This window comes from uncultured Roseibium sp., assembly GCF_947499295.1.
Lineage (GTDB): Bacteria > Pseudomonadota > Alphaproteobacteria > Rhizobiales > Stappiaceae > Roseibium.
On sequence record NZ_CANMNP010000020.1, the window covers coordinates 24,620 to 47,292 of the forward strand.

The 22,673-nt window shown below is 55.0% G+C and carries 20 protein-coding genes and 1 riboswitch; of the genes, 11 read left to right on the plus strand and 9 right to left on the minus strand.

Annotation, left to right across the window (positions count from 1 at the left end; translation table 11 throughout):
- Positions 1-5 precede the first annotated feature (5 nt).
- Genes Q0835_RS24905 through Q0835_RS24915 form a run of 3 tightly spaced genes read right to left on the minus strand, consistent with a single transcriptional unit; the run spans position 6 to position 3,186 of the window.
- The gene (locus Q0835_RS24905) at positions 6-383 is read right to left on the minus strand and encodes a Na+/H+ antiporter subunit C (protein ID WP_298818528.1); all 378 of its coding nucleotides are present in this window, start codon (positions 381-383) and stop codon (positions 6-8) included.
- Positions 383-802: a Na(+)/H(+) antiporter subunit B gene (locus Q0835_RS24910; RefSeq protein WP_298818622.1), complete on the minus strand. Its 420-nt coding sequence runs from the start codon at positions 800-802 to the stop codon at positions 383-385. The genes Q0835_RS24905 and Q0835_RS24910 overlap by 1 nt, the downstream gene beginning before the upstream one ends.
- A complete protein-coding gene (locus Q0835_RS24915) occupies positions 802-3,186 on the minus strand; it encodes a putative monovalent cation/H+ antiporter subunit A (protein ID WP_298818526.1) in 2,385 nt (794 codons plus the stop codon). Before Q0835_RS24915 ends, Q0835_RS24910 begins: the two co-directional genes overlap by 1 nt.
- Positions 3,187-3,587: 401 nt before the next feature.
- Here Q0835_RS24915 and Q0835_RS24920 point away from each other — a divergent pair, with 401 nt between their 5' ends.
- Positions 3,588-4,565, plus strand: coding sequence for a diguanylate cyclase (locus Q0835_RS24920; RefSeq protein ID WP_298965320.1), 978 nt, complete (start codon positions 3,588-3,590; stop codon positions 4,563-4,565).
- Between the two features lie 84 nt (positions 4,566-4,649).
- Positions 4,650-5,114 (plus strand): peptide-methionine (R)-S-oxide reductase MsrB, encoded by a 465-nt coding sequence (msrB, locus tag Q0835_RS24925; RefSeq protein WP_298818523.1) that lies wholly within the window; start codon positions 4,650-4,652, stop codon positions 5,112-5,114.
- A 70-nt stretch (positions 5,115-5,184) separates the two neighbouring features.
- On the opposite strand, the gene Q0835_RS24930 is transcribed toward msrB, so the two are convergent.
- Positions 5,185-5,568: an MAPEG family protein gene (locus Q0835_RS24930; protein WP_298965323.1), complete on the minus strand. Its 384-nt coding sequence runs from the start codon at positions 5,566-5,568 to the stop codon at positions 5,185-5,187.
- A gap of 133 nt (positions 5,569-5,701) precedes the next feature.
- Between Q0835_RS24930 and Q0835_RS24935 the strand changes: the two genes are divergently transcribed.
- Together Q0835_RS24935 and Q0835_RS24940 are read left to right on the plus strand one after the other, a co-directional pair.
- Positions 5,702-6,514: a helix-turn-helix domain-containing protein gene (locus Q0835_RS24935; RefSeq protein WP_298965326.1), complete on the plus strand. Its 813-nt coding sequence runs from the start codon at positions 5,702-5,704 to the stop codon at positions 6,512-6,514.
- A 22-nt stretch (positions 6,515-6,536) separates the two neighbouring features.
- Entirely contained in the window at positions 6,537-7,448 is a 912-nt protein-coding gene (locus tag Q0835_RS24940; RefSeq protein WP_298965329.1) for a VCBS repeat-containing protein, read from the plus strand.
- Positions 7,449-7,476: 28 nt separating this feature from the next.
- Here Q0835_RS24940 and Q0835_RS24945 read toward each other — a convergent pair whose 3' ends face one another.
- The gene (locus Q0835_RS24945; RefSeq protein WP_298965332.1) at positions 7,477-7,893 is read right to left on the minus strand and encodes a helix-turn-helix domain-containing protein; all 417 of its coding nucleotides are present in this window, start codon (positions 7,891-7,893) and stop codon (positions 7,477-7,479) included.
- Positions 7,894-8,026: 133 nt separating this feature from the next.
- On the opposite strand from Q0835_RS24945, the gene Q0835_RS24950 reads away from it, so the two are divergent.
- The gene (locus Q0835_RS24950) at positions 8,027-8,893 is read left to right on the plus strand and encodes an SDR family oxidoreductase (protein ID WP_298965335.1); all 867 of its coding nucleotides are present in this window, start codon (positions 8,027-8,029) and stop codon (positions 8,891-8,893) included.
- Positions 8,894-9,130: 237 nt separating this feature from the next.
- Complete coding sequence (locus Q0835_RS24955; RefSeq protein ID WP_298818510.1) at positions 9,131-10,369, plus strand: MFS transporter; 1,239 nt, start codon at positions 9,131-9,133, stop codon at positions 10,367-10,369.
- Here the strand turns inward: Q0835_RS24955 and Q0835_RS24960 are convergent.
- From Q0835_RS24960 to Q0835_RS24975, 4 genes are all read right to left on the minus strand, one after another.
- Positions 10,329-11,297: an iron ABC transporter permease gene (locus tag Q0835_RS24960; protein ID WP_298965522.1), complete on the minus strand. Its 969-nt coding sequence runs from the start codon at positions 11,295-11,297 to the stop codon at positions 10,329-10,331. The genes Q0835_RS24955 and Q0835_RS24960 overlap by 41 nt on opposite strands.
- A gap of 123 nt (positions 11,298-11,420) precedes the next feature.
- On the minus strand, positions 11,421-12,356 hold the full coding sequence (locus Q0835_RS24965) for an ABC transporter substrate-binding protein (RefSeq protein WP_298965337.1): 936 nt from the start codon (positions 12,354-12,356) through the stop codon (positions 11,421-11,423).
- 16 nt (positions 12,357-12,372) lie between these two features.
- A complete protein-coding gene (locus Q0835_RS24970; RefSeq protein WP_298965339.1) occupies positions 12,373-13,146 on the minus strand; it encodes an ABC transporter ATP-binding protein in 774 nt (257 codons plus the stop codon).
- A complete protein-coding gene (locus Q0835_RS24975; protein WP_298965342.1) occupies positions 13,143-13,547 on the minus strand; it encodes a DUF1636 domain-containing protein in 405 nt (134 codons plus the stop codon). The genes Q0835_RS24970 and Q0835_RS24975 overlap by 4 nt, the downstream gene beginning before the upstream one ends.
- A 356-nt stretch (positions 13,548-13,903) precedes the next feature.
- A riboswitch (cobalamin riboswitch) is annotated at positions 13,904-14,114 on the minus strand.
- Positions 14,115-14,664: 550 nt separating this feature from the next.
- On the opposite strand from Q0835_RS24975, the gene Q0835_RS24980 reads away from it, so the two are divergent.
- From Q0835_RS24980 to Q0835_RS25000, 5 genes are all read left to right on the plus strand, one after another.
- The gene (locus Q0835_RS24980; protein ID WP_298965344.1) at positions 14,665-16,038 is read left to right on the plus strand and encodes a cytochrome ubiquinol oxidase subunit I; all 1,374 of its coding nucleotides are present in this window, start codon (positions 14,665-14,667) and stop codon (positions 16,036-16,038) included.
- Positions 16,039-16,043: 5 nt separating this feature from the next.
- Positions 16,044-17,054: a cytochrome d ubiquinol oxidase subunit II gene (locus tag Q0835_RS24985; protein ID WP_298965347.1), complete on the plus strand. Its 1,011-nt coding sequence runs from the start codon at positions 16,044-16,046 to the stop codon at positions 17,052-17,054.
- A gap of 150 nt (positions 17,055-17,204) precedes the next feature.
- Positions 17,205-19,289, plus strand: a complete 2,085-nt coding sequence (locus Q0835_RS24990) for a S9 family peptidase (RefSeq protein WP_298965524.1) — start codon at positions 17,205-17,207, stop codon at positions 19,287-19,289.
- 296 nt (positions 19,290-19,585) lie between these two features.
- Positions 19,586-21,178, plus strand: coding sequence for an ABC transporter substrate-binding protein (locus Q0835_RS24995; protein ID WP_298818499.1), 1,593 nt, complete (start codon positions 19,586-19,588; stop codon positions 21,176-21,178).
- A gap of 282 nt (positions 21,179-21,460) precedes the next feature.
- The gene (locus tag Q0835_RS25000; RefSeq protein ID WP_298818497.1) at positions 21,461-22,510 is read left to right on the plus strand and encodes a hypothetical protein; all 1,050 of its coding nucleotides are present in this window, start codon (positions 21,461-21,463) and stop codon (positions 22,508-22,510) included.
- The last annotated feature ends 163 nt before the right edge of the window (positions 22,511-22,673 follow it).

Here is a 22,673-nt window from a genome sequence, read left to right on the forward strand (position 1 = left end):
AAAGCTCAGTACCCTTGCGGCGGAGTTTGATCATTTTCAGGTTCGGCGACTCGCATCCGGTTCACTTCATCCGTACCCAGTTCCTGGTAGGCACGAAACGCCAGCACCAGAAGGAATGCAAAGAACGAAAAGGAAATAACGATCGCGGTCAGCACGAGTGCCTGCGGAAGCGGATTTGCAGTGGCAATTTCCGGCACATAGAGATGCTCCGGAATGAGGGGCGGAACCTCGCGGGTCAGCCGTCCGTTGGTGAAAATGAGCATGTTGACCGCATTGCCCAAAATCGCAATACCGAGCAACATGCGCACCAGTTGCTTGGACAGCATCAGATAAACGGCCACCGCAAAAAACAGCCCAATCAGGATCGAAACACCGGTCTCCATCAGTCGGTCTCCCTTTCTTCCAGAGCAAGGGCAATTGAACCGATTGCGCCAACGACAACCAGATAGACGCCGATGTCGAAGACAAGCGGTGTGGACAAGGGAATCTCAACCCCAAAGAGATCGAAGATCAGCCATTGACTGGTCATGAAGGCCTGGTTCTTGAAAAACGAAAGGGTTCCCGCCAATGCCCCGATAAAGAGACCAAAACCTGCCACTCCCATCGGATGAAACACAATGGCCCTGCGCACGGAAGCAACACCGCAAGCGATACCGTAGATCGCCAATGCGGAAGCTGCGATCAGCCCGCCGATGAACCCGCCCCCCGGCTCGTTGTGGCCGCGCAGAAGCACAAAGATCGAAAACAGAACCATGAGCGCGGCAAGGTATGGTGCAATGGTGCGGAAAATAATCGTGCGCATCATCGTGCCTCCGCTTTCCGGGTCTGCACAACATCCGGGTCACTCCCGTCGGACGTTGCTTCTGGCTTGGTTCGCACGCGGATCAGAGCAAGCACACAAAGCCCGGCAAGCACCACCACGGCAATCTCTCCGAGCGTATCAACACCGCGGAAATCCACCAGGATCACGTTCACGATGTTGCGCCCATGCGCGATCGAACGGCTGTACTCGGTAAAGAACTCGGACAGCCGACTGTCGAACGGCTGCTGGGTGATGGCAAGCAAGGTCAGCGTCAGACCCAGCCCCACCGCAGCAGCGATAACACCCGTACCGAGAGCAGCCGGAGCCGTGCGATGATCGCGCGGTGAAAGATTGAGCCGCGTCATGACCAGAGCAAGGATGACAACGGACAGTGTCTCCACCATGAATTGGGTAAATGACAGATCGGGTGCGCCAAACATCATGAAGATCAATGCAACTGCAAAGCCCTGGATGCCGAGCGAGACGATTGCAGTCAGGCGTGTCTTGGCTATCAGCACCGCGATCAGTCCAAGGATGGCGATGAAGAAAATGCCCCATTCGTAGAAGCGATACTCCGGCATTTTCGGCATGGCCGGCAAGCTGTTGGTTAGGTATCCGGGCAAAAGCACTGCCAAGGCCGTGAACCCGAATGTCAGCATCATGTAAGTGTGCATTTTTCCGGTTTGCAGGCGACGTGTTATCCACGCCGAGAGACCAACAATACCCGAAACGAACTGGTCAAATCCTTTGTCGGGGCCCCAACCGATCGCGGCAAGGACACTTGCGATGAAAGAGCGCAAACGGTCAAGCTGTGTGAACAGGGCAATACCGAGCCCTATCGTTATCACGGACAGGATCAGCGGCGCGTTGATCTTGGTGGGCCACAGGTGAAGATCTATACTTTTGAATTCACCAAGCAGGGACGAGAGGGTCGGGCCAACAAACAGCACGCCGGTAGTGTGCGCAATCAACGCCAATCCGAGACCTGTCACAGACAAGAAAACAGGTCCGGCGAAGAGAAGGATAGGCCCTTCATGAGCATGTTTCGGGGTGTCGACCTTTGGCCCAAAGAATGGCTTGATGGCAACGGCAGCCGCAATCACAAGCATTAGCGAATTGCCGATTACGGCAGTCACAGTGATCGGTAGCCCCAGTTCCAGCCAGCCCCAGGTTCCGTAGTAAAGCACTTCCTTTGCAATGAAGCCGATAAACGGGGGCAAGCCGGCCATGGAAAGGGCCGCGAGACAAGCCGCCACAAAGGTTATCGGCATCGCGGAGCGCAACCCGCCAAGTTTGGTGATATCTCGCGTTCCAGCTTCATGATCGATGGTGCCGGCCACCATGAAAAGCGCGCCTTTGAACAGCGAATGCGCAAGCAGATAGAGCACCGCTCCTTCAAGGGCTTTTTCGTGGCTTGTCCCAGTCAACATGACGAGAAGTCCGAGCGAGGCAACGGTCGTATAGGCCAGCATCAGCTTCAGGTCCGTCATGCGGACAGCCAGGATTGTGCCAACCAGAAGCGTAATGCCGCCGAAGAGCGGCAGAACCGTCGTCCAAAGTGCGGTATCTCCAAGCAATGGATGAACCCGCATCAGCAGGTAGACACCTGCCTTGACCATTGTGGCGGAGTGCAGATAGGCCGAAACCGGTGTCGGCGCTTCCATGGCATTGGGTAGCCAGAAATGGAACGGGAACTGCGCCGACTTGGTAAACGCCCCTCCGAGAACCAGCAGGAAAATCGGGACGTACAGACCGCTGTCCTTGATGATGTCGGGGGACGACAGGAGTACCGACATCTCGATTTCGCCGGTCGCATTGATGATCAAAATAAAGCCTGCCAGGAGCACAAGTCCGCCCCCGCCGGTCACCACAAGCGCTTGAACTGCCGCACGTCGGGACGCCGCTCGCAAGTGATCGAACCCAATCAGGAGGAACGATGTGATTGACGTCAGCTCCCAGAAAATAAACAGCGAAATCAGATTGTTGCACAGCACCAGCCCGAGCATCGCGCCCATGAACATGAACAGGAAGGAAAAGAAACGCCCTTGCTGAGGGTGGCCTTTCAGATAGCCGCCCGCGTACAGGATGATGAATGTTCCGATACCGGAAATCAGCAGGGCGAAAAGTGTCGACAACCCGTCAACATAGACCGAAAAATTCACTCCGTAGCTGGGTGCCCAAGCCATCGAAGCGACAAAGGTCTGACCTTCGGAAACGGGCCCAATGAACCCGGCAAAGTGCAGAAAAATCATTCCCGGAACAATTGCCAGCGGCCATGCGGCATTGTGTTTGAACCAGCGTGTCAGGATCGGGGCAACCACGGCGGCCGCAAATGGCGCCAGAACGGCGTAAAGTGTGGTGTCGTCGATCGCTGCTGGCGTCATGGTGATCTTTCGTCACAAACTAAATCGGCGGGACATATGACTTCGAATCAATTCCCATTCCGCAAGATAATAGCGGTCAGGAAGAGTTATGACATGTCTTAGGCAAGCGATACTGTGTTTCAAGCGCTCCTGATACGATTTTCACGTGTTTAGAGGCGCATTTTCAGTTTGGCTGCCAATCAAGCTGGTAGTTCTACCGTAAGTGCCAGCCTGAGAGACCAGCTGCTTGAGCCAAAGTGACAGATCACAAGACGGGAATTCATGGTGGCCGGTGCCGATGACCGGAGCCAATTCTCCATCCGCCAGTCCGAAGCGCGCAAGAAACTTTTCAGACCACTTGATTTCGACGGCTGGATACCGTTCAGTTTTAAATTGCCACCAGAATTCTGAGCGAGGCAACAATGACGCTAGACGACAACAAAGGTCTTTCGTCGGCAACGGATATGATCCGACCGTCCAGCCTCGACTTTGAAACACTTTTAAAACTCAGCAACGATGCTCTGATTGTCCTGTCATCAGACGGCACCCCAACCTTCATATCCCCCGCCGCTGAGCGGCTTTTTGGCTGGAGTACCGAAAAACTCTCTGCGCAACTGCGTGACCTTGTGTATGTCGAAGCATCAAACAGTGATGCGGAACTGCTCCACCAGATCCTGTCGGGTACCGCAGAATTTGCGGCCACATTGCCTCTTGCCGATCTGCAACTCCGCACTGCCTTCGGTCCGCTTGTCTGGACGGAAGTCAGCAGCCACATTCTTCGGGATGAGAGCGGCGCACCAGAAGCCTATGCCGTTTATTTCAGAAACATCGCCCGGCAGAAAGAACTGGAAAGCCAACTCGAGGCCGCTTCCCAGACCGACCCGCTGACAGGACTGTTCAACCGTCGCGCATTTGAAGACAGTCTCAAGCGAGAATGGGCTATAGCGTTACGCGAACAGACCCACACCAGTCTCATCAAGGTTTCTCTCGACAGGTTTGACGCAATTGCGGAACACTATGGTTCGAACGCCGCCGAGACTTGCCTGGCGCAAGTTGCCAAAACCCTGAAAGAGACGGCTCGAAGGCCTGCCGATGTCGCAGCGCGCACCGCAACGTCTGAGTTTTCCCTGCTACTGCCACGAACACACGAGATGGGTGTTGAGACGATCAGCGCCTATATCCATCAGGCGATCCAGGATCTTGGCATTCCAAATGCCGACAACAAGGCGGGCAATGGCATCGTTACCGCATCGGTGGGCGCCGCTTGTACGGTTCCCGAACAGACCGGAATTTCTGAGAATTCTGAATTCATTCTGGCCGCAGCCGAAAGCTGCGTTTTCCAGGCTCGCCAAGAAGGCGGAAACCGCGTCAAGACGGTGATGAATTATCTAACGAAATAGTGTCGCTTAGCAATCCGCAGATGACTTGCCGAGGCCATGTTCGGCCCCTATTTTCGTGGCAAAGGTAACGGTGGGAAACGGGAAATGAGCGACAGTACTACGCGACAGAATGTACCGAAGGTGAGAAAAACCACCGCGGAATGGATGGACCAGCTGACGCCGGAACAGTTTTATGTCACGCGGCAATCCGGGACGGAACGCCCGTTCACCGGACCTAATTGGGATAACAAGCTGATCGGCCGGTACGACTGCATTTGCTGCGATGCCCCGCTATTCATGTCGGATACCAAATTTGATGCCGGTTGCGGATGGCCTAGCTTCTTCCAAGCCGTTCACACAGACGCAATTCGTGAGCTTGAAGACCGCTCCCACGGCATGGTCCGAACGGAAATCCGTTGTGCGCAATGTGATGCTCACCTCGGTCACGTCTTCCCAGATGGCCCGCCTCCAACAGGTTTGAGATACTGCCTGAATGGACATGCCATGAACTTCATCCATGGCGGCAGGCCGCCCTCGACCGTTTCCGAAGAAGAGACTGAAAACAGCTGACAGGTTCCGGCAGTCACCTTCAAATTCCCTTCTGTAAATGCAATCGGGCGCCTTTAGCGCCCGGCATTCGTCAGCCGACCACTGCCAGCCCCATGATCACAGTGCCCGCAAGTCCGGCGGTATAGGCGATTGACCTCAGAAAAGGGATACCGCTGACGTAAAGGGGTACATAAGCGAGGCGTGCGAAGAAAAAGAGGCTCGCCCCCAAAGTCGCCTGCTCAATATTCGCCCCGGGAACGATCAGCGACAAAACCCCAAGCACCAGAAAAAAGGGCAGATTTTCCTTCAGGTTGGCGAGGGCGCGATCCGCCCTGCGCGCAAATTTTCCGCGATCCGGCATTGCGTCCCGACCGCCAACGATTTGCGAAAAGGTGACATAGGGCAGCAGAAACAATGCACTGAAATAGATCTGTACCAGGTAAAGCAGGAGAACAGCCAAGATCCATGTCGTCATTCCGACCTCCAGAGTTCGTGTGTTGCGCGGGATCCTTGGCAAACCTAAGTTTTCTTCGATCCGCAGCAATTCCCTTGGAGGGAATATTCAGGATCAACCGAACTATGGCGCTCACTACCCGGCGGTTTCATCAATGAATGTGCAAAGTCTGGCTTTCGGCAATTCACTCAAATCCCTGCGTCGTGAACGTGGTCTGTCACAGCAGGCATTTGCCGGACGGATAGGCTCCACGCAGCGTCATGTCTCTTTTCTTGAAACCGGACGCGCACAGCCCAGTCGCTATATGATCCAGCGGATCGAGCGAGAGCTTGCCCTGCCCGTTGGACGCAGTCAGATCCTCTATGAAACCGCCGGCTTTTCGAGCCCTTACAAATGCCGTGCAGAAGATTCGCCGGATGTCTTGGAAGCACTCGATCTCATTGAAACCCGTCTTCTTGCAAATTGGCCGTTTCCGGCCTTTGTCCTGGACAAGCGCTGGACCATCCTGCGCTTCAACACCCCTGGAAAACTATTTCTGGGTGGCCTGACGGACCTACAGAACCAGCCTGCCAATCTGTTCAAGATCTTTCTGTCATCCTCCTTTCGGGAAAGAATCCTGAATTGGGAGGAAGCAGCGCCGATCTTCGCCGCCAGGCTCTACCGTGAAGCTGCAGAGGATCCCGCACTTGCAGATCTGCTTGAAGAGGCTCATGCCAGCGGTATCCTTGAAGGTCTGGACGAAACCTTTCGCGAAGATGTCCCGGTTTTTGTACCTGTGGAGTTCATGGGGCCGGATGGAAGCCGACTTCGTGTGACATCTTTGCTGGGTCAACTTGCATCGGTTCAGGATGCAGTCATTGAAGGCATGACCATCGAGATGATGGTTCCGATGGACACCGAAACTCAAAACTGCCTGCTGGCAGCTGCTACACCGACTGCGGTTGCTGGAACAGCGGCAGCAGAATGAACAACAAGAGAGTTTAAGATTGATGCAGCGACTAATTGCTTCTTTCGCATTCGTGCTGATTTCAGTGGGACTTGTCGCTGCTCCAGTGAGTGCCAGCACGGTATCGGCCTTGCCCGAGACCGTCTGGAACGGACAACAGACAAGACCCGACCGTGGATTGCCGGATGGTGAATTCGCACTTCACACGACACCTGAGGGCCAATCAGTTGCAGCGTGGTATGGAGCCCCCACCGATCGATATCGTCACAACATCTTGGGCGACGCTATCGAAGCCGGGGCATTGCACGTCGCATTTCGGGATGGACGGAAATTTTCTCTCATCCTTCCAAGATCGCAGGTTTTCGAGGACCGTACTCCCCGGATTGTCGACCTGGACGGAGATGGTCACCCCGAGATCATCACCATCAAGTCGTTTCAAGACGCAGGTGGCAGCATCGCGATTTTCGGAAATCGCGGCAGCGCACTTGTTGAGCTTGCCAGCAACGAACCGATCGGCCGCAGCAACAGGTGGCTGAACATTGCCGGCATTGCAGATTACGCCGGGGCTGGGTCAAAACAGATTGCCTACGTCGAGACACCCCATATCGGCGGAACGCTCTATGTGCTTGAATGGCGGGGCAAGGAACTCATGCCGATTGCATCACTTCCAGGTTTTTCCAACCACAAGATCGGATCGCGGCATCAGGACCTCTCCGCGGACATCTCTTGGACTGGAGACAGTCGTCCGGAACTGGTCGTGCCTTCTGACAATCTGCGACAGCTGCGCGTCGTGGGTCTTACAGACGGACACCTGAAAGAAATCAAGAAAATAGAGCTTTCTGCACCCGTCCTTAGGCGCATTGTACCAGCGGAAAACTCGGGTTCAGGCTGTGTTGGGTTCAAACTGGAATCCGGTGAGAATGTCACCTTGTGCCCGCCAAGTCAGCCCGGGTGATGCCTCCCCCCCCTGCTCCATCAATTCATCACGCAGTATCTTGTTGAGCTGCGAGAATGCGCCCGATATTCACTTCTATCCAATCGGCAAAGTCGCGTACTTTTAGTGCCACTTCTTGCCCGATAGGGGTTAGGCTGTAGTCGACATGCGGCGGTACGACGGGATGGGAGTAACGGTTGACGAAACCATCCGCTTCAAGCGTCTGCAATGTCTGCGCCAGCATCTTTTCGCTGACGCCTCCCACTTTGCGCCTGAGCTCGGAAAACCGGTGCTCCTGATCCAACAGCGCAATCAGCACCAAAACACCCCAGCGGCTTGTCAGGTGTTTCAGGATTTCGCGCGAAGGGCAGTTTTGATTGAAAAGCTCCCCTTGCCGCAGCATCGCTGACAAGGGTTTTGACGTTCCGGCATCCGCCAAAGGTGCGCTATCTGACTGGTCTGTCATGTTTCTTCCCAAGTCTTAGCCCCGGTTTGAACGGCTTCAAAACTAACCTTTTTGTATGTACTAACAAAAAGTAAGCACTGCGTCTACATGGAAGGCATCCGAACCAACACCGATCGTTTGAAGGAGAAACACAATGATCGCAGTCACGGGCGCCAATGGCCAATTGGGACGTCTTGTCCTGAGACATCTTACAAGCCAAACCAGCAAACAAGTTCGCGCGTTGGTTCGAACACCGGCGAAAGGACAAGACCTTGCCTCGGACCAAGTCTCGGTAGTGAGGGGAGACTATGACGATCCGGCCAGTCTTGCCGCCGCACTCTCGGGAGTTGAACGTCTTCTGGTGATTTCAGGATCCGAAGTGGGTAAACGGGTTCCTCAACATGCTGCAATCATCGATGCTGCAAAGGCAGCTGGAGTGCATTTCATTGCATATACAAGCTTGTTGAACGTCCCCAAATCCAGTTTGATTTTGGGTGCTGAACACATTGAAACGGAAAAGCTGCTTGCAGAGAGCGGCATCGCTCACGCCATCTTGCGCAACGGCTGGTATCTTGAAAACTTCGCCGGCACTCTTGCCGCGGCACTTGCCCACGGAGCCGTCACAGGTGCGAGTGGTGACGGCAAGTTTTCTGCTGCCGGGCGGGAGGATTATGCCGAAGCTGCTGCCAGAGTGGTTGCCGGCACGGATCTCTCGACACGTTCGTTTGATCTTGGTGGAACACCTGCGTTCACCCGTCACGAGTTCGCCGAAGAGCTCTCCCGACTGTCCGGGCGCGCCATTGCGTATAACAATCTGGACGAAACGACTTACGCCGAAATGCTTGTCCAGGCTGGCTTGCCGGATGGGCTTGCCAAAGCATTGGCTGACGCGGATCGCGGCGCTGAGGCCGGCGAACTTGAAACTGCCTCAAGAGACCTTGAAAAGCTTATCGGTCGCCCCGCCAAAACACTGCGGAGCTTTATCGAAGAAACCTTGGCCGCGTCCGAAAGTACAGTCTGATCCGGCTGAAAGGGGCTTTCCGATCGGGAGGCCCCTTGTTGGCAATTTGAAAGACATTCCGCAATACGTTGGCAACGAGGCGGCTGCCACTCTTTCTGGCAGCGCTTTACCGGCCTCAACGACTAGCTCTCCCAAGCCATTCATTCAAATTTCTGACCGATTTCATGAGCAAATTGAATTGGATTGTGCTGTGCAAAGCTGGTAGCCCGGAACTTCATCATCGGAGCCCTTGTCACAGTGACCAGCTCAGCGACCCCTGATACCTATTCTCAGGACGGGCCATACGCCTGGTTCCGGCTGGCGATCTGTATTCTGCTTGGAACTCTTGGCGGAGCCGGAATGTGGGCGGTCGTTATCGTGCTGCCCGCCGTTCAGAACGATTTCGGTATCGACCGGGCCGATGCGGCCCTGCCCTACACCGCAACCATGCTTGGATTTGCTGCCGGCAACTACATTCTCGGCAGGTTTGTTGACCGGTATGGGATCGTGTTCCCGGTCATCGTCTCTGCCCTTTTCTTAAGTTCCGGCTTCGCTCTGGCCGCACTTGCGCCGAATGTGTGGCTTTTCACAGTCGCCCAAGGCCTCTTGATCGGCCTTGGAACCTCGGCAACCTTTGGTCCCTTGATCGCGGATATCTCGCACTGGTTCTTAAAGCGGCGCGGTTTTGCTGTCGGGTGCGCTGCCTGCGGCAATTACCTGGCTGGCGTTCTTTGGCCCTCGATCATTCAATGGAGCCTTGGATTTACTGACTGGCGGGACACCTACCTGCTCATCGCCGCAATCTGCATTTCGACCATGGTGCCATTGGCATTCATCCTGCGGCGTCCCCCGCCTGAAAATGCATTGTCGGCAGCACCTGTACATGCCCGCTTCGGTGGGCAGACGACAGGCTTGTCGCCAGCAGCTCTCCAGACGCTGTTGGTGATTGCCGGAATAGCTTGCTGTGTCGCCATGTCGATGCCGCAGGTTCACATCGTGGCTTATTGCGTGGATCTGGGTTATGGCGTTGCACCCGGCGCAGACATGATCGCGTTGATGACAGGTGCAGGTGTGCTCAGCCGATTGGCTTCAGGCCTCATCGCCGACAAAATAGGTGGCATCAAAACACTTTTGCTCGGCTCTGTCGGACAGTGTCTCTCACTGTTTTTGTTCATACCTTTTGACGGCCTTGCCTCGCTCTATCTCGTATCTCTGATCTTCGGACTTTCACAAGGAGGCATCGTACCGAGCTATGCCGTCATCGTGCGCGAATACCTGCCGGCAAGAGAAGCGGGCCAACGTGTCGGCCTCGTGGTCATGTCGACCATCCTGGGTATGGCCCTTGGCGGCTGGCTCTCGGGCCTGATCTACGATTTGACCGGATCTTATGAAGCCGCATTCCTGAACGGTATTGCCTGGAACCTCTTGAACATGGCCATCGCCATTTTCATCCTGTTCAGCGGTCGCCGCCGGTCTTCGCTCGCAGCAGGACAATAAAGAACACGCCGCCGATCAGACCGGTCACAATCCCGATGGGCATATCCTCCGGGGCCATCAAGGTGCGTGCTGCAACATCTGCCCAGATCAGGAAAATCGCTCCAAGAAGCAATGACGCAGGCAAGACACGCGTATAACTGCCCCCAACCAGGAACCGCGCAATATGCGGGATCATCAGACCGACAAATCCGATGATCCCGGAAAATGCAACCATGACACCCGTTATTAGTGCGCCGACGACAAACACGGTGAAACGGAAACGTGTCACCGGGATACCGAGCGTTGCCGCAGTCTCGTCGCCGATGGTCATGGCGTTGAGATCCGCAGCCCTGAGCATGAGATACGGAACCGTCACGAGCAGAATGCCAAGCGGAAACAGGAGATGGAGCCATTGGGCCAGCCCAAGACCTCCCAGCATCCAGAAGACAACTGTATGCGTCGCTTTCGGGTCTCCGAGAAAAATCAGCACATTGGCAAGCGACATGATGATGAAGGAGACGGCCACTCCGGCAAGCACAAGCTTGTCGGCGCTGGTAGCAACCGCAAAACGCGTGACGCCGAGCACCACGAGCGTTGCAACAAGTGCACCGGCAAACGCCATCAGCGGAACGGTTAGCAATCCAAGGAAAAGGCCAGTGTGAAGCAAGGCCAGGATCGCGCCAGCGGCACCGCCCGATGATATCCCGAGAAGATGCGGGTCAGCGAGCGGATTGCGTGTCACGGACTGCAGCGCAGCGCCGACCACGGCCAGCCCAGCGCCGACAAAACCCGCAAGCAGAACCCTTGGAAACCGGATTTCCCAGACAATTGCTTCCCGGCCGCTCGACCATGTCACGTCAAACAGACCTGGAACCAACTTGTTCGCAATAACACCAAGCACTGTTCCGGCCGGAACCGGAACGGCTCCAACTGAAACCGCGACAATCATCGAGAGGCAAAGGGCCGCAATGCCAACCAGAACCAGACCGAGAAAACGCCAGCTTTTTCTGCGGCCCGGTTCCTTTGTCGCCTCATTCAAGGATTGGCTATGGTGCGGTCGTTGTAGCAAGGATCACTCGCCCCAAAATGCGTTGGCGAGCTTCTTCACGGCCCTGATGTTGCGCGGACCCGGTGTCGCCTCAACATATTCCAAGGTCACGAACCGGTCATTCTTGACCGCTTCAATTCCGGCCAGCGCGGGATTGTTTTTCATGAAATCGCGCTTCTCTTCAGCCGTGACTTTACCGTAGTTGACGATGACAACCATTTCAGGGTCGGCCTCGACGACTGCCTCCCAGTCGACCGTTGCCCAGCTTTTTTCGAAGCTGTCCAGAACATTGATGCCCCCAGCAGCTTCAATCAGCGCGGTCGGCATGGCATATCGCCCAGCCGTAAAGGGTTTATCCTCGCCACTGTCATAAACGAAAACGCGAAGCGGTTTATCGCCGGCTTTCAATTTGGAGGTAAATGCGTCCAGTTCGGCCTTGTAGCCGGCCACCAGATCATAGGCTGCATCTTCCACGTCGAAAATTTTACCGAGATTGATAAGGTCGTTGTACATGTCTCCCATGGAGACCTTTGGTTTTTCGCCAATGTGGATACAAGATTCCGTCAGTTCGTAGACTTTGATGCCGAAGGGCTCCAGCGTCTCGGGCGTGACCTCACCACCAACCTTCATGCCGTAGTTCCAGCCTGCGAAATAAAAATCTGCATCTGCTCCAATCAACACTTCTTTGGTCGGATACTTGGCGGAAAGCTCGGGCAGTTCGGCAACGCCTTCGCGCATTTCCTCATCCAGCGTTTTCCAGCCCGAGATACCGGTGTAACCGACCATCCGATCACGTAGACCAAGAGCCAGCATCATTTCCGTCAGGTTCACGTCGTTGGAAACCGCCGCTTTCGGCGGCTCGGAGAACACAACCTCCCGGTCACAGCTGCGCACTGAGGTTTCAGCAAATGCAGACCCTGCCAAGACAGTCAGGACGAGACTAAGTGCAATACGTTTCATGTTACGAATTCCATATTCAAAGGTGAAAAGTGAGGTGTTGCTCGTGGCTTTGACTAAGCCGCTCCTGTCGGACAAAGACAGAGTATGCTTGTTCGATATGCGTTGGCGTCAGAACCTCTTCCGGAGTTCCAAAACCAAGTGATCTACCTTTGTGCAAAAGCAGCACCTGATCGCACACGCGACCTGCCAGGTTGAGATCATGCAGACTGGTGACGATCGTGATGTTGAGGCTGCTGATCAGCGTCACGATTTCCAGTTGATGTCGAATATCAAGGTGATTGGTAGGCTCATCGAGAATGAGCAGCCGTGGTTTTTGAGCCAGGGCGCGGGCCACCATGACACGCTGACGTTCGCCGCCCGAAAGGGTCCCGAGAGAACGTGCAGACAAGTCGTTGAGGCCCATACGCTCCAGGGCCTCATCGACAATTTCGGTATCCCGCCTACCGCCTCTGGCAAACCCTGAGCCGTGTGGGCGGCGACCGAGTTCAACAATCTCACGAACGGAAAGTGCGAAATCTCCGGGTTGCTCTTGCAGGACCGCGGCAACTTTTTGTGCCGTTTCCCTTGTCGACATGGACCAGATGTCCTCACCGTCGAGACGAACGGTCCCGGTAACCGGCCTATGGAACCGATAGAGCAGCCGAAGTAGAGTGGATTTTCCAGCACCGTTGGCACCGGCAACTCCCAACACCTTGCCGGCGGGAACGTCAAAACTGACGCCGTTCAAAAGTGCATGCCCCCTGCCCGGTGACCATCCAACATTCTGAACACTGAGAACTGTGCCACTCATGAGACTGCAGTCTCCTCAGCCCGGGTCACGATCATCGCAGATGGAATGCGCGCAAGCGTGGTTTTGCGAAGTTTGCCCGGCCGTACTGTGGAAGAGCACCAACCATCTGTGAGGTCCTGATACTGCCGCGCGAAGGCAATAAGGTCCTCAATATCGGTCTCTGGGTCTATGTCGCCAACCAAATAGGTTGCCTTGCCATTGGCCCGATAAGCGACCGTACAGGGCCTGTCGCACCCGGCCATGCATGCAATGCCCGACACTTCAAAGTCGTCACCTACTATCGGTGTCGCAAGACGCATTGCGTCCTGAAGTTTCTTGATCAGCTCAAGACCCGGCCGGCAGTTGGTGCCCTTGTAGCGGCAGGACGTGCAGACAAAGATCTTGTGTTTGTCATCTTGCATCATCGTTCTCCGCCAGACCTTCCCCGAAACTGTCTAATTCGTCCCGATCCCGGGTTCGCAAAGGCACTTGCGAAGCACAGTCAGGTAAAATCACTTGTAATGTTATTACATTACGATTCAGTTTTCTGGCAAGCCCTGCGGGACGATCGTTCGGCCGCATGGCTCGCGCGGCACGTTCACTTAAGGGGTCGGCAGCCTTCAAGAAGGCAGGATCAAAGGAATTGGCAGTCGTGTTGCTCCGGTTCATATCGCCCTCCGCGATGGCGCGGGGCGTTCAAGAACCGAATGTCAATTTGTGTCAGCAAAGATAGCCGATATGCCATGCCACTCGCTCCTCCGGGACACCCCGCCCGGGTTGAAGTTGAAATTGCAATGGCAGGTCTCCTGACTTACGGGTCATCGCTTGCCTGATCCTTCCCGGGAAACCCAGTGGCGCTTTCAGGTTTGCTCGCCGTTCACAGTTGCGGGGGCAGTCACGGATTTGGTGCCTTCTGGCTACGCCTCACCGTGTTCCCTTTTAATCCCGATCCGGCCTCGGATTCGGAAACCATCAAAAAAACTGAGTGCCGCAAATCGCTGGTTGAGTCAATCAGGCCTTTCACCTTTGGGGGAAATACTTGGACACCCTAGTTCCGAGCTCTTGCCGGCAGAGCAATCGATCAGGACACCGAAACTGCCCAATGAAAATTGCAAAGTTCAAATGAGGCGATAGTTCCAGCTCGGGGACCCTTCAGCCTGCAGATTATCCCGTTCTTTTCTCGCAAAACGATCCGCGTGACATGTTGATGTTTTTCGGCATGAGATTGTCCCTCGTTTGTTGCAGCGGATGCGGCATGAAGAATTTAAGCTTGATAAGAATACTCCATTGGAACCCGGTGAGCGCCGTGCCTCTACCTGAAAATTATCAACTGGTCCGTGATCAAAGCCACATGTGTTGCACCCCTTAATATCTGCGCCTTGAGACCAGTGCGCCGCGTTGCAGCCCTCGCGCTGGGGCAACGTGACCGAGTGACGGGTTGCCGCAGGGCATGGCGCCGCAGGCAGGCCATTTTCAATTGTAGCCGATAAGTAAAATTCCATATTCAGCAGCAAGAGCTGACAGCTTGAAAGGTGTCACATGGAAGAGCTGCTATTGAGCCGGATCCAGTTTGCCGCGAATATCTCGTTTCACATCCTGTTTCCGACGATCACCATCGCCCTTGGTTGGGTATTGCTGTTTTTCAAACTTCGTTTCAATGCAACCGGTGACGATCGCTGGATGGCGGCCTACCGGTTCTGGGTGAAAGTATTCGCGTTGTCCTTCGGCCTCGGCGTCGTTAGTGGCATCACGATGAGTTTTCAGTTCGGTACCAACTGGCCCGGTTTCATGGAAACCGTCGGCAATGTTGCCGGACCTCTCCTGGCCTATGAAGTCTTGACTGCTTTTTTTCTGGAAGCGGCATTTCTCGGCATCATGTTGTTTGGGTCGCGCCGAGTTCCAAACTGGCTTCATACGCTGGCGACCTTCCTCGTCGCATTCGGCACCACAGTCAGTGCGTTCTGGATCCTGGTGCTGAATTCCTGGATGCACACCCCGACCGGATTTGAGATGAGAGACGGTGTGGTTCACGCAACTGACTGGATCGCGATCGTCTTCAATCCATCGATGCCATACCGTCTGACGCATATGCTGTTGGCGAGTGGCCTGACCGTGGCATTCCTGATCACGGGGGTATCCGCCTATCGACGTCTGATCGGGGACACGTCGAAGGGAGTGCGGCTCGCTTTCAAAACCGGTATTTGGATGGCGGCCATTCTTATCCCGGTTCAGATCTATGCGGGAGACCTCCATGGCCTGAATACGCTTGAGCATCAGCCACAAAAGGTTGCGGCGATGGAAGGCAACTGGACCACAGGACCAAATGTCCCGTTGCTGCTGTTCGCCCTGCCTGATGAAGAGGCGCGGGAAAACCGGTTCGAACTCGCCATCCCGAACGGCGCGTCTTTGATCCTGAAACACGACCCGCAAGGTGTTGTTCCAGGACTGAACGATTTTTATGCCGAAGATGGCACGCCGTTGCACCCGCCGGTTGCGCCGGTCTTTTGGTCCTTCCGCGTTATGGTCGGAACCGGCATGTTGATGCTGTTGGCAAGCTGGGGAACGCTGATTGCGCTGCGCCGCAGCGGCGGCATCGATAAACTCAATCCCTGGATACTGCGCGGTCTCGTGGCCATGACCTTCTCGGGCTGGATTGCCACACTGGCCGGTTGGTACACGACGGAGATCGGGCGGCAACCCTGGTTGGTTCAGGGGGTTCTGACAACAAAAGCGGCGGTTGCCGATGTGCCCGCAGGCATGGTCGCTTCGACCCTTGCTGCCTATCTCGTTGTCTACGCTGTTTTGCTCGCCGCCTATATGACGGTGATTTTCCGGCTCGCCCGAAAAACCACGAACACCGACGCCCGCCCCCATTCTGGAGCGGCGCAGGTCTCGCTTGTGCCGGCGGAGTAATCAAGATGACCCTATTCGGAGATCCTGCAATCTGGCTCCCGCTGGCATTTGCCGCGCTGATGGGCCTATCGATCCTGGTCTATGTCATTCTTGACGGCTTTGACCTTGGAGTCGGTATCTTGTTCTCCTTTGCCACTGACGCAGAAAAGGACAGAATGGTCGCCGCTATCGGACCATTCTGGGATGCCAATGAAACTTGGCTGGTTCTGGCCGTAGGATTGCTGCTTGTTGCCTTTCCCGCCGCACACGGAACCATATTGACCGCGCTCTATCTGCCAGTTGCAGTCATGCTGATTGGCTTAATTCTGAGGGGCGTTGCGTTTGAGTTTCGAGCCAAGACCACCGGCTCACAAAAAGCTCGCTGGAACCTCGCCTTCTTCTTGGGCTCCCTGTCCGCTTCCCTTTCGCAGGGCTATATGCTCGGCATCTACATTATGGGCCTGGAACAGACCGCAACGACCGTTGCATTCGGATTGCTGACCGCTGTCTGCCTGACCGGGGGTTACGGATTGATCGGCGCAAGTTGGCTGATCATCAAAACCGAGGGCAGATTGCAGACAAAGGCCGTCAACTGGGCGCGCCGAAGTCTCTGGGGTGTGATCCTGGGACTGGGCGCCGTTTCCTTGGCAAGTCCACTTGTCAGCAGCAGGATATTCGAGAAATGGTTCTCCTTTCCTTCCATCATCCTGCTGGCGCCGTTGCCGCTCATGTCCGCGCTTCTCCTGTTTGTATTATGGACTGCGTTGAAGCACTTGCCCGACAGCAAGGACAGATGGAGTTGGGTGCCCTTCTGCATAACGGCGACCCTGTTCGCGCTTGCCTTTTCAGGGCTCGCATACTCGTTCTACCCTTACGTGGTTCCGGAAAAACTGACCCTTTACGAGAGTGCCAGCGCCCCGGAGAGCCTCTTCATCATTTTGCTCGGAGCGATATTCGTGCTGCCTGTGATCATCGGCTACACGATCCTCGCCTATACGGTGTTCCGCGGCAAGGCGACGGAGCTGACTTACGATTGATCCAATGAATACGCAGACAGCGGGACTGGCAAAGGTCTTTGCAGTTTTGACAGTGTTCTGCACGAGCAGGGCCGGGATCACGCGGGAAACAATGTGATTTTCAACAGCGTCGACCTTGCCTTCATCACGGAAAAAACCTACCTCGGGACAATGAAACAGGATGCTTTTCCCCCGCGCGCCGAAGCGCGCCCTGAAACCCTCGTGACACACGGGATTTCCCGCCAGGATGACTATGGCTGGCTTCGAGCCGACAACTGGCAAGAAGTCATGCGAGATCCGTCCGTGCTTGATGCCGACATTCGTGCCTATCTGGAAGCTGAAAACGCCTTTCAGGAAAGCCAGATGGCCACCACAAAGGAGCTGCAGGAAACGCTCTTTGGGGAAATGCGTGGCCGGATCAAGGAAGATGACAGTTCCGTCCCCTCGCCCGACGGTCCTTATGCCTATGGTCTGAAATACGAGACCGGTGGGCAGCAGCCCATCTTTTTCCGCACACTTCGCGACGGCGGCAAGGAAACCATATTGCTGCACGGCGATAAGGAAGCTGAGGGCAAGGCCTATTTCAAGATCGGCGTAGCCAGCCAATCGCCCGATCACAAACTTCTTGCATGGGCCTACGATGACAAGGGCTCGGAATATTATTCAATGCAGCTCCGCGATATCGAGAGCGGCAAGGACCTTGACTATCGCATCGAGGACACCGGTGGCGGCGGCGTCTTTTGCGCGGACAGCAAATTTGTCTTCTATATCCGGTTGGATGACAATCACCGGCCCTCCAAACTATTCCGACATGAAATCGGCACCGATCCGGCCAAAGATGTCCTGGTATATGAAGAGAAAGACAGCGGTTTCTTCATGGGTGTCGGCAAGACCCAGTCCGGCGACACGATCGTTATTGACATCCATGACCATGAAACGTCCGAAGTCTGGATGATCCCGGCAAACAGCCCGGAAACACCACCTGTCCTGATTGCGCCCCGCGATACGGGTGTCGAATATTCCGTCGATGACCATGGCGACACGCTCTATATCCTGACAAACCTGGGAGACGCGGAAGACTTCAAGATCGTAACCGCTCCCAAGGCGACGCCGGGCCGCGAATTCTGGACAGATCTTGTTCCGCACAAGCCAGGCTGTCTGGTGCTGTCTCACTGTGTCTACAAGACCTTCATGACTCGTCTGGAACGAGAAGACGGCCTTCCGCGCATTGTCGTCCGCCGATTGACCGACAACATCGAACATTCGATCGCATTCGACGAAGAAGCCTATTCATTGGGCGCAGGCGGCGGATACGAATTCGACACGACCACAATACGCTTCACCTATTCTTCCATGACCACACCTTCTCAGACCTTCGACTACAACGTCGAAACCCGGGAGCGGGTCTTGCGCAAGGAACAGGAAGTGCCGTCCGGCCATACCGCTTCTGACTACGTGACAAGACGGCTGATGGCTCCAGCTGCAGATGGAGAAACGGTTCCCGTCTCAATTTTGTATCGCAAGGACACTATACTTGACGGTTCAGCCCCCCTGCTCCTTTACGGCTACGGCTCCTACGGCATCAGCATACCGGCAAGTTTCAACACGAATTGTCTTTCGCTGGTTGATCGCGGCTTCGTCTATGCCATCGCGCACATGCGCGGCGGCAAGGAAAAAGGGTTCCGCTGGTACAAGGACGGCCGCCGGGAGAAGAAAAAGAACACCTTCACGGATTTTATCGCGGCGGCGGATCACCTCGTTGCGGAGAAGTTCTCGTCCCATGACCGCATCATTGCCCACGGTGGATCGGCTGGCGGCATGCTGATGGGGGCCGTTGCCAACCTGGCACCCGAGAAATTCGGCGGCATCATTGCCGAGGTGCCGTTTGTCGACGTGCTGGCAACGATGCTCGACGACACGCTGCCGCTCACTCCACCGGAATGGCCGGAATGGGGCAACCCGATCACGGACAAGGCAGCCTACGAATACATCGCCTCCTATTCTCCCTATGACAATGTTGCGGCGAAAGACTATCCAGCAATCCTCGCGGTGGCCGGTCTCACCGATCCGCGCGTCACCTATTGGGAGCCCGCAAAATGGGTTGCCAAATTGCGCGCCGTTAAGACCGACAACAGGCTCTTGATGCTCAAAACCAATATGGAGGCAGGCCATGGAGGGGCTTCAGGTCGCTTTGACCGCCTCAAGGAAGTTGCACTGGTTCAGGCCTTTGCCCTCATGGTGGCCGGAAAGGCCTAAGCACGCTTCCAGAAAAGCACGTTCTTTGAAATTCAAAAACGCCCGGCCCGCAAGGTCGGGCGTTTTTTTGCTTCAACCGTTTTGGCGGGTTGAAACGCGTCTCTTCTCAGCAGTCGCCGCGACCGCTGGACTGGCGGGGATCGTCGGCAGCGATTGCGGCTGAGGGAGCCTGGATTTTTCCATCACGAAAAGTTTAAATGAACACCGGACACACATGCCGGTCCGGTGTTTCTTTTGTCCTGAAATGACTTAGGTTGTTTCGATAATCAGACCAAACAACAGTTGATGGGGATGTCATGACAAAGTCATTACGCAGAACTGGCCGATTCTCAGCCAGTTTAACGCTCGCCGCTGCCCTGCTTTCTTCCGTTTCTCTTGCAAGTGCTGCAGAGCTTAAGTGGTCATCACCGACCGACCCTCAGACCATGGATCCTCACGCGGTCAACTCCGCGCCTGTGCTTGGGTTCTTGAACAATGTTTATGAAGGTCTGGTCCGTCGTGACAAGGATATGGCAATCGAGGGATCTCTTGCTGAAAGCTGGGAACCGCTCGGCGGCGACGGCTGGCGCTTCAACTTGCGCAAGGACGTCAAGTTTCATGACGGCGCAGACCTCACCGCGGAAGACGTTCTCTTTTCCTATGAGCGCGCTTCTTCCGAAGAGGCCGACACCAGTTCCTGGTTCGCACCGGTCAAGGAAGTCAAGATCGTCGACGACCACACCATCGACTTTCTGACGCACGCCCCGAACCCGATATTCCCCGACTCAATTGCGAATTTCATGATCCTGGACAAAGGTTGGGCAGAGGCCAATGGCGCTGAACGTCCAGCCAAGGACAGCGAGACCTTTGCAACACTGAATGCAAACGGCACCGGCCCATTCAAGCTGACGTCTCGTGAGCCCGGTGTTCAGACAGTACTTGAGCCCAACGAAGGCTGGTGGGACGAGAAGAAACACAACCTCACCAAGGCAACTTTCATCCCGATCGCCAATCCGGCGACCGCCGTTGCCGGTCTTTTGAGCGGACAGGTTGATCTGATCAACCCGGTGCCCGTTCAGGACGTCGGACGGGTCGAGGGCCAGGACGGTCTGACACTTCACCAGGGCATTGAAGCCAGGGTGATCATGCTCGGTTTCGCACACGGCCATGATGCCTTGAAGTACTCGGACGAGACTTCCGACAAGAACCCGTTTCAGGATGTGAAGGTCAGGGAAGCGGTTCAAAAGGCAATCAGCGCAGAAGCGCTTGTCGACAAGATCATGCGCGGCAATGCCGAGGTTGCCAGCCAGCTGGTCAGCACCCAAATGAAAGGCTTCAGCGACGCGGCAAGCGAGCGCATCGGATATGATCCGGACGGCGCCAAGGCGCTTCTGAACGAAGCCGGTTATCCAGACGGATTCTCTTTTGGACTGATGTGCCCGAATGACCGCTACATCAATGATGAAGCACTTTGCAAGGCTATGGCGGCGATGCTGACACAGGCCGGCATGAAGGCCGACCTCAAGGCGATGCCCGTTCGAAACTACTGGCCGGAGCTGCGGGCCGGCAATTTCGATATGTATCTTCTGGGATGGTCGCCCGGAACGTTCGATGCAGAACATCCGGTCCGTTTCCTTGTCACCACGAAGAATGATGAGAAGAAACTCGGCAGCTGGAACTTCGGTGGTTACTCCAACGAGCGCGTTGATGAACTACTCCCTCAGATTCAGAAGGAAATCGATGCAGAAAAGCGGCAGGCAATGCTGGATGAAGTGGCCACGATCATCCGCGACGATGTTGTCTATGTCCCGCTTCATGTACAGCCCCTGCTCTGGGGATCGAAATCCAATATCGACCTGACCCAGCGTGCCGACAACTTCCTCATGCTGCGTTGGATCAACGTGAACTAAGTTTACAGGACACTCCAATCCAGAAAGCCGGTGCAATGCACCGGCTTTTTTTGTTCCTCTAATTTTTGGAAGTCTAAATTGCAGCTAAGGGGGCGCAGCTACAGATCCTTTGCAAAAATTTCACCTAAACACATAAATGTATTTAATACGAAAACCAAAATATTACATCGATTTCATGAATAACAATTAATATTGAATAGTAGAAAAAACCTCCCCACGTCAAAAGCGCGCAATCAAATCGGTTTTATTTTGATCAATGCAGCATTTCTGGAGAGGAAAACTATGACTACTCATATCGGATCACGTAATACCGCTCTGTTTGACATGACAACGCTGCTGGACAAGCAGCTCGATGCTTTGAAGTCGACAACAAGCCAGAAAGAAGCTGGGGGTCCGCCCGGCACAAATATTCAGACGGACACAACAGAGACAGAGGTCACCGGGCCAGGACAGCCGGACTACGCCCTCCCCTTTTTGAACCTCGACCCCTATGCCTTCAGCGGGAAAGACAACCTGCCGGTCGGCGACTTGCAGGAAGGAGCACAGGGCGGGATCACCTCGGAAGTCCAGTCCGCGAATGGTGCCGGAGAGCAGCAGCTCGGCTTCGGCCTTGAAATGATGAACCACACGTTCCGCACCTCGGACGGAACACTGGACATCATGACCCTTGCTGAGGAGCGGGCGACCGAAATCAAGTCCGGTTTCTACAATGGCCAGGAGATTGCCGTTGAATACCAGAGCGGGCTGATGCATGCGTTCGAAGGGAACTTCTACGACAACCAGTTCAGACAGCTCTATATCGAAATGGCCTCCGAGGTTGGTACCACAATTCAGGCAGAAACCTTTGATGAGCACGGCAACCAGGTTCTGACAGCCTTTGGCCAGGAACAGATGTTAGAGGTTTATGGCGAAGCGTTCGACTACGGGATCGCAGAATTCGAAATGATTTTCGAACTCGCTATCGACATTCAGTTGATCGATTTCGGCCGGTACGAGATGTCACTTTCGGTCATGTTCGAAGGCGAAATCGTCTACCTGAACGGCGCGGAGCGCGCCTATTTTTTCGAGTATGAAACGCCATTCCCGTTCTACTTCTCCAGCCTTGACGAGATTGAAATCGGTTCGCTTCCACAGGGCTTTTATGATGAAATCGCCCGTTTTACAGCTGGCATGGGTGACGCCTGGGATGCAGTCGGAACGGTCAGTGACCACTTGGAATCGGTTTTGCTGCAGCTGCAGGAAGATGGGCACTATCAGCAGTGGGATGACATGGGTCAGGGCCTGGAAAATCCGTTCAATTTCAACCTGCCCAACGTAGATCCGTTCGCATAACAGATCACCTCGGCACTTGCAGGTGCAGCTCTTAAACTTTCGGGGAACAGATTGACCGATTGCCCTTCACTCTTGTGAGTGAAGGGCTTCGTCTTTCGTGACTTGATTTTGAGCCAGTCTTCGGCTCAATTGAACCTTGTTGCAAATCAGTCTTTTGATGCCC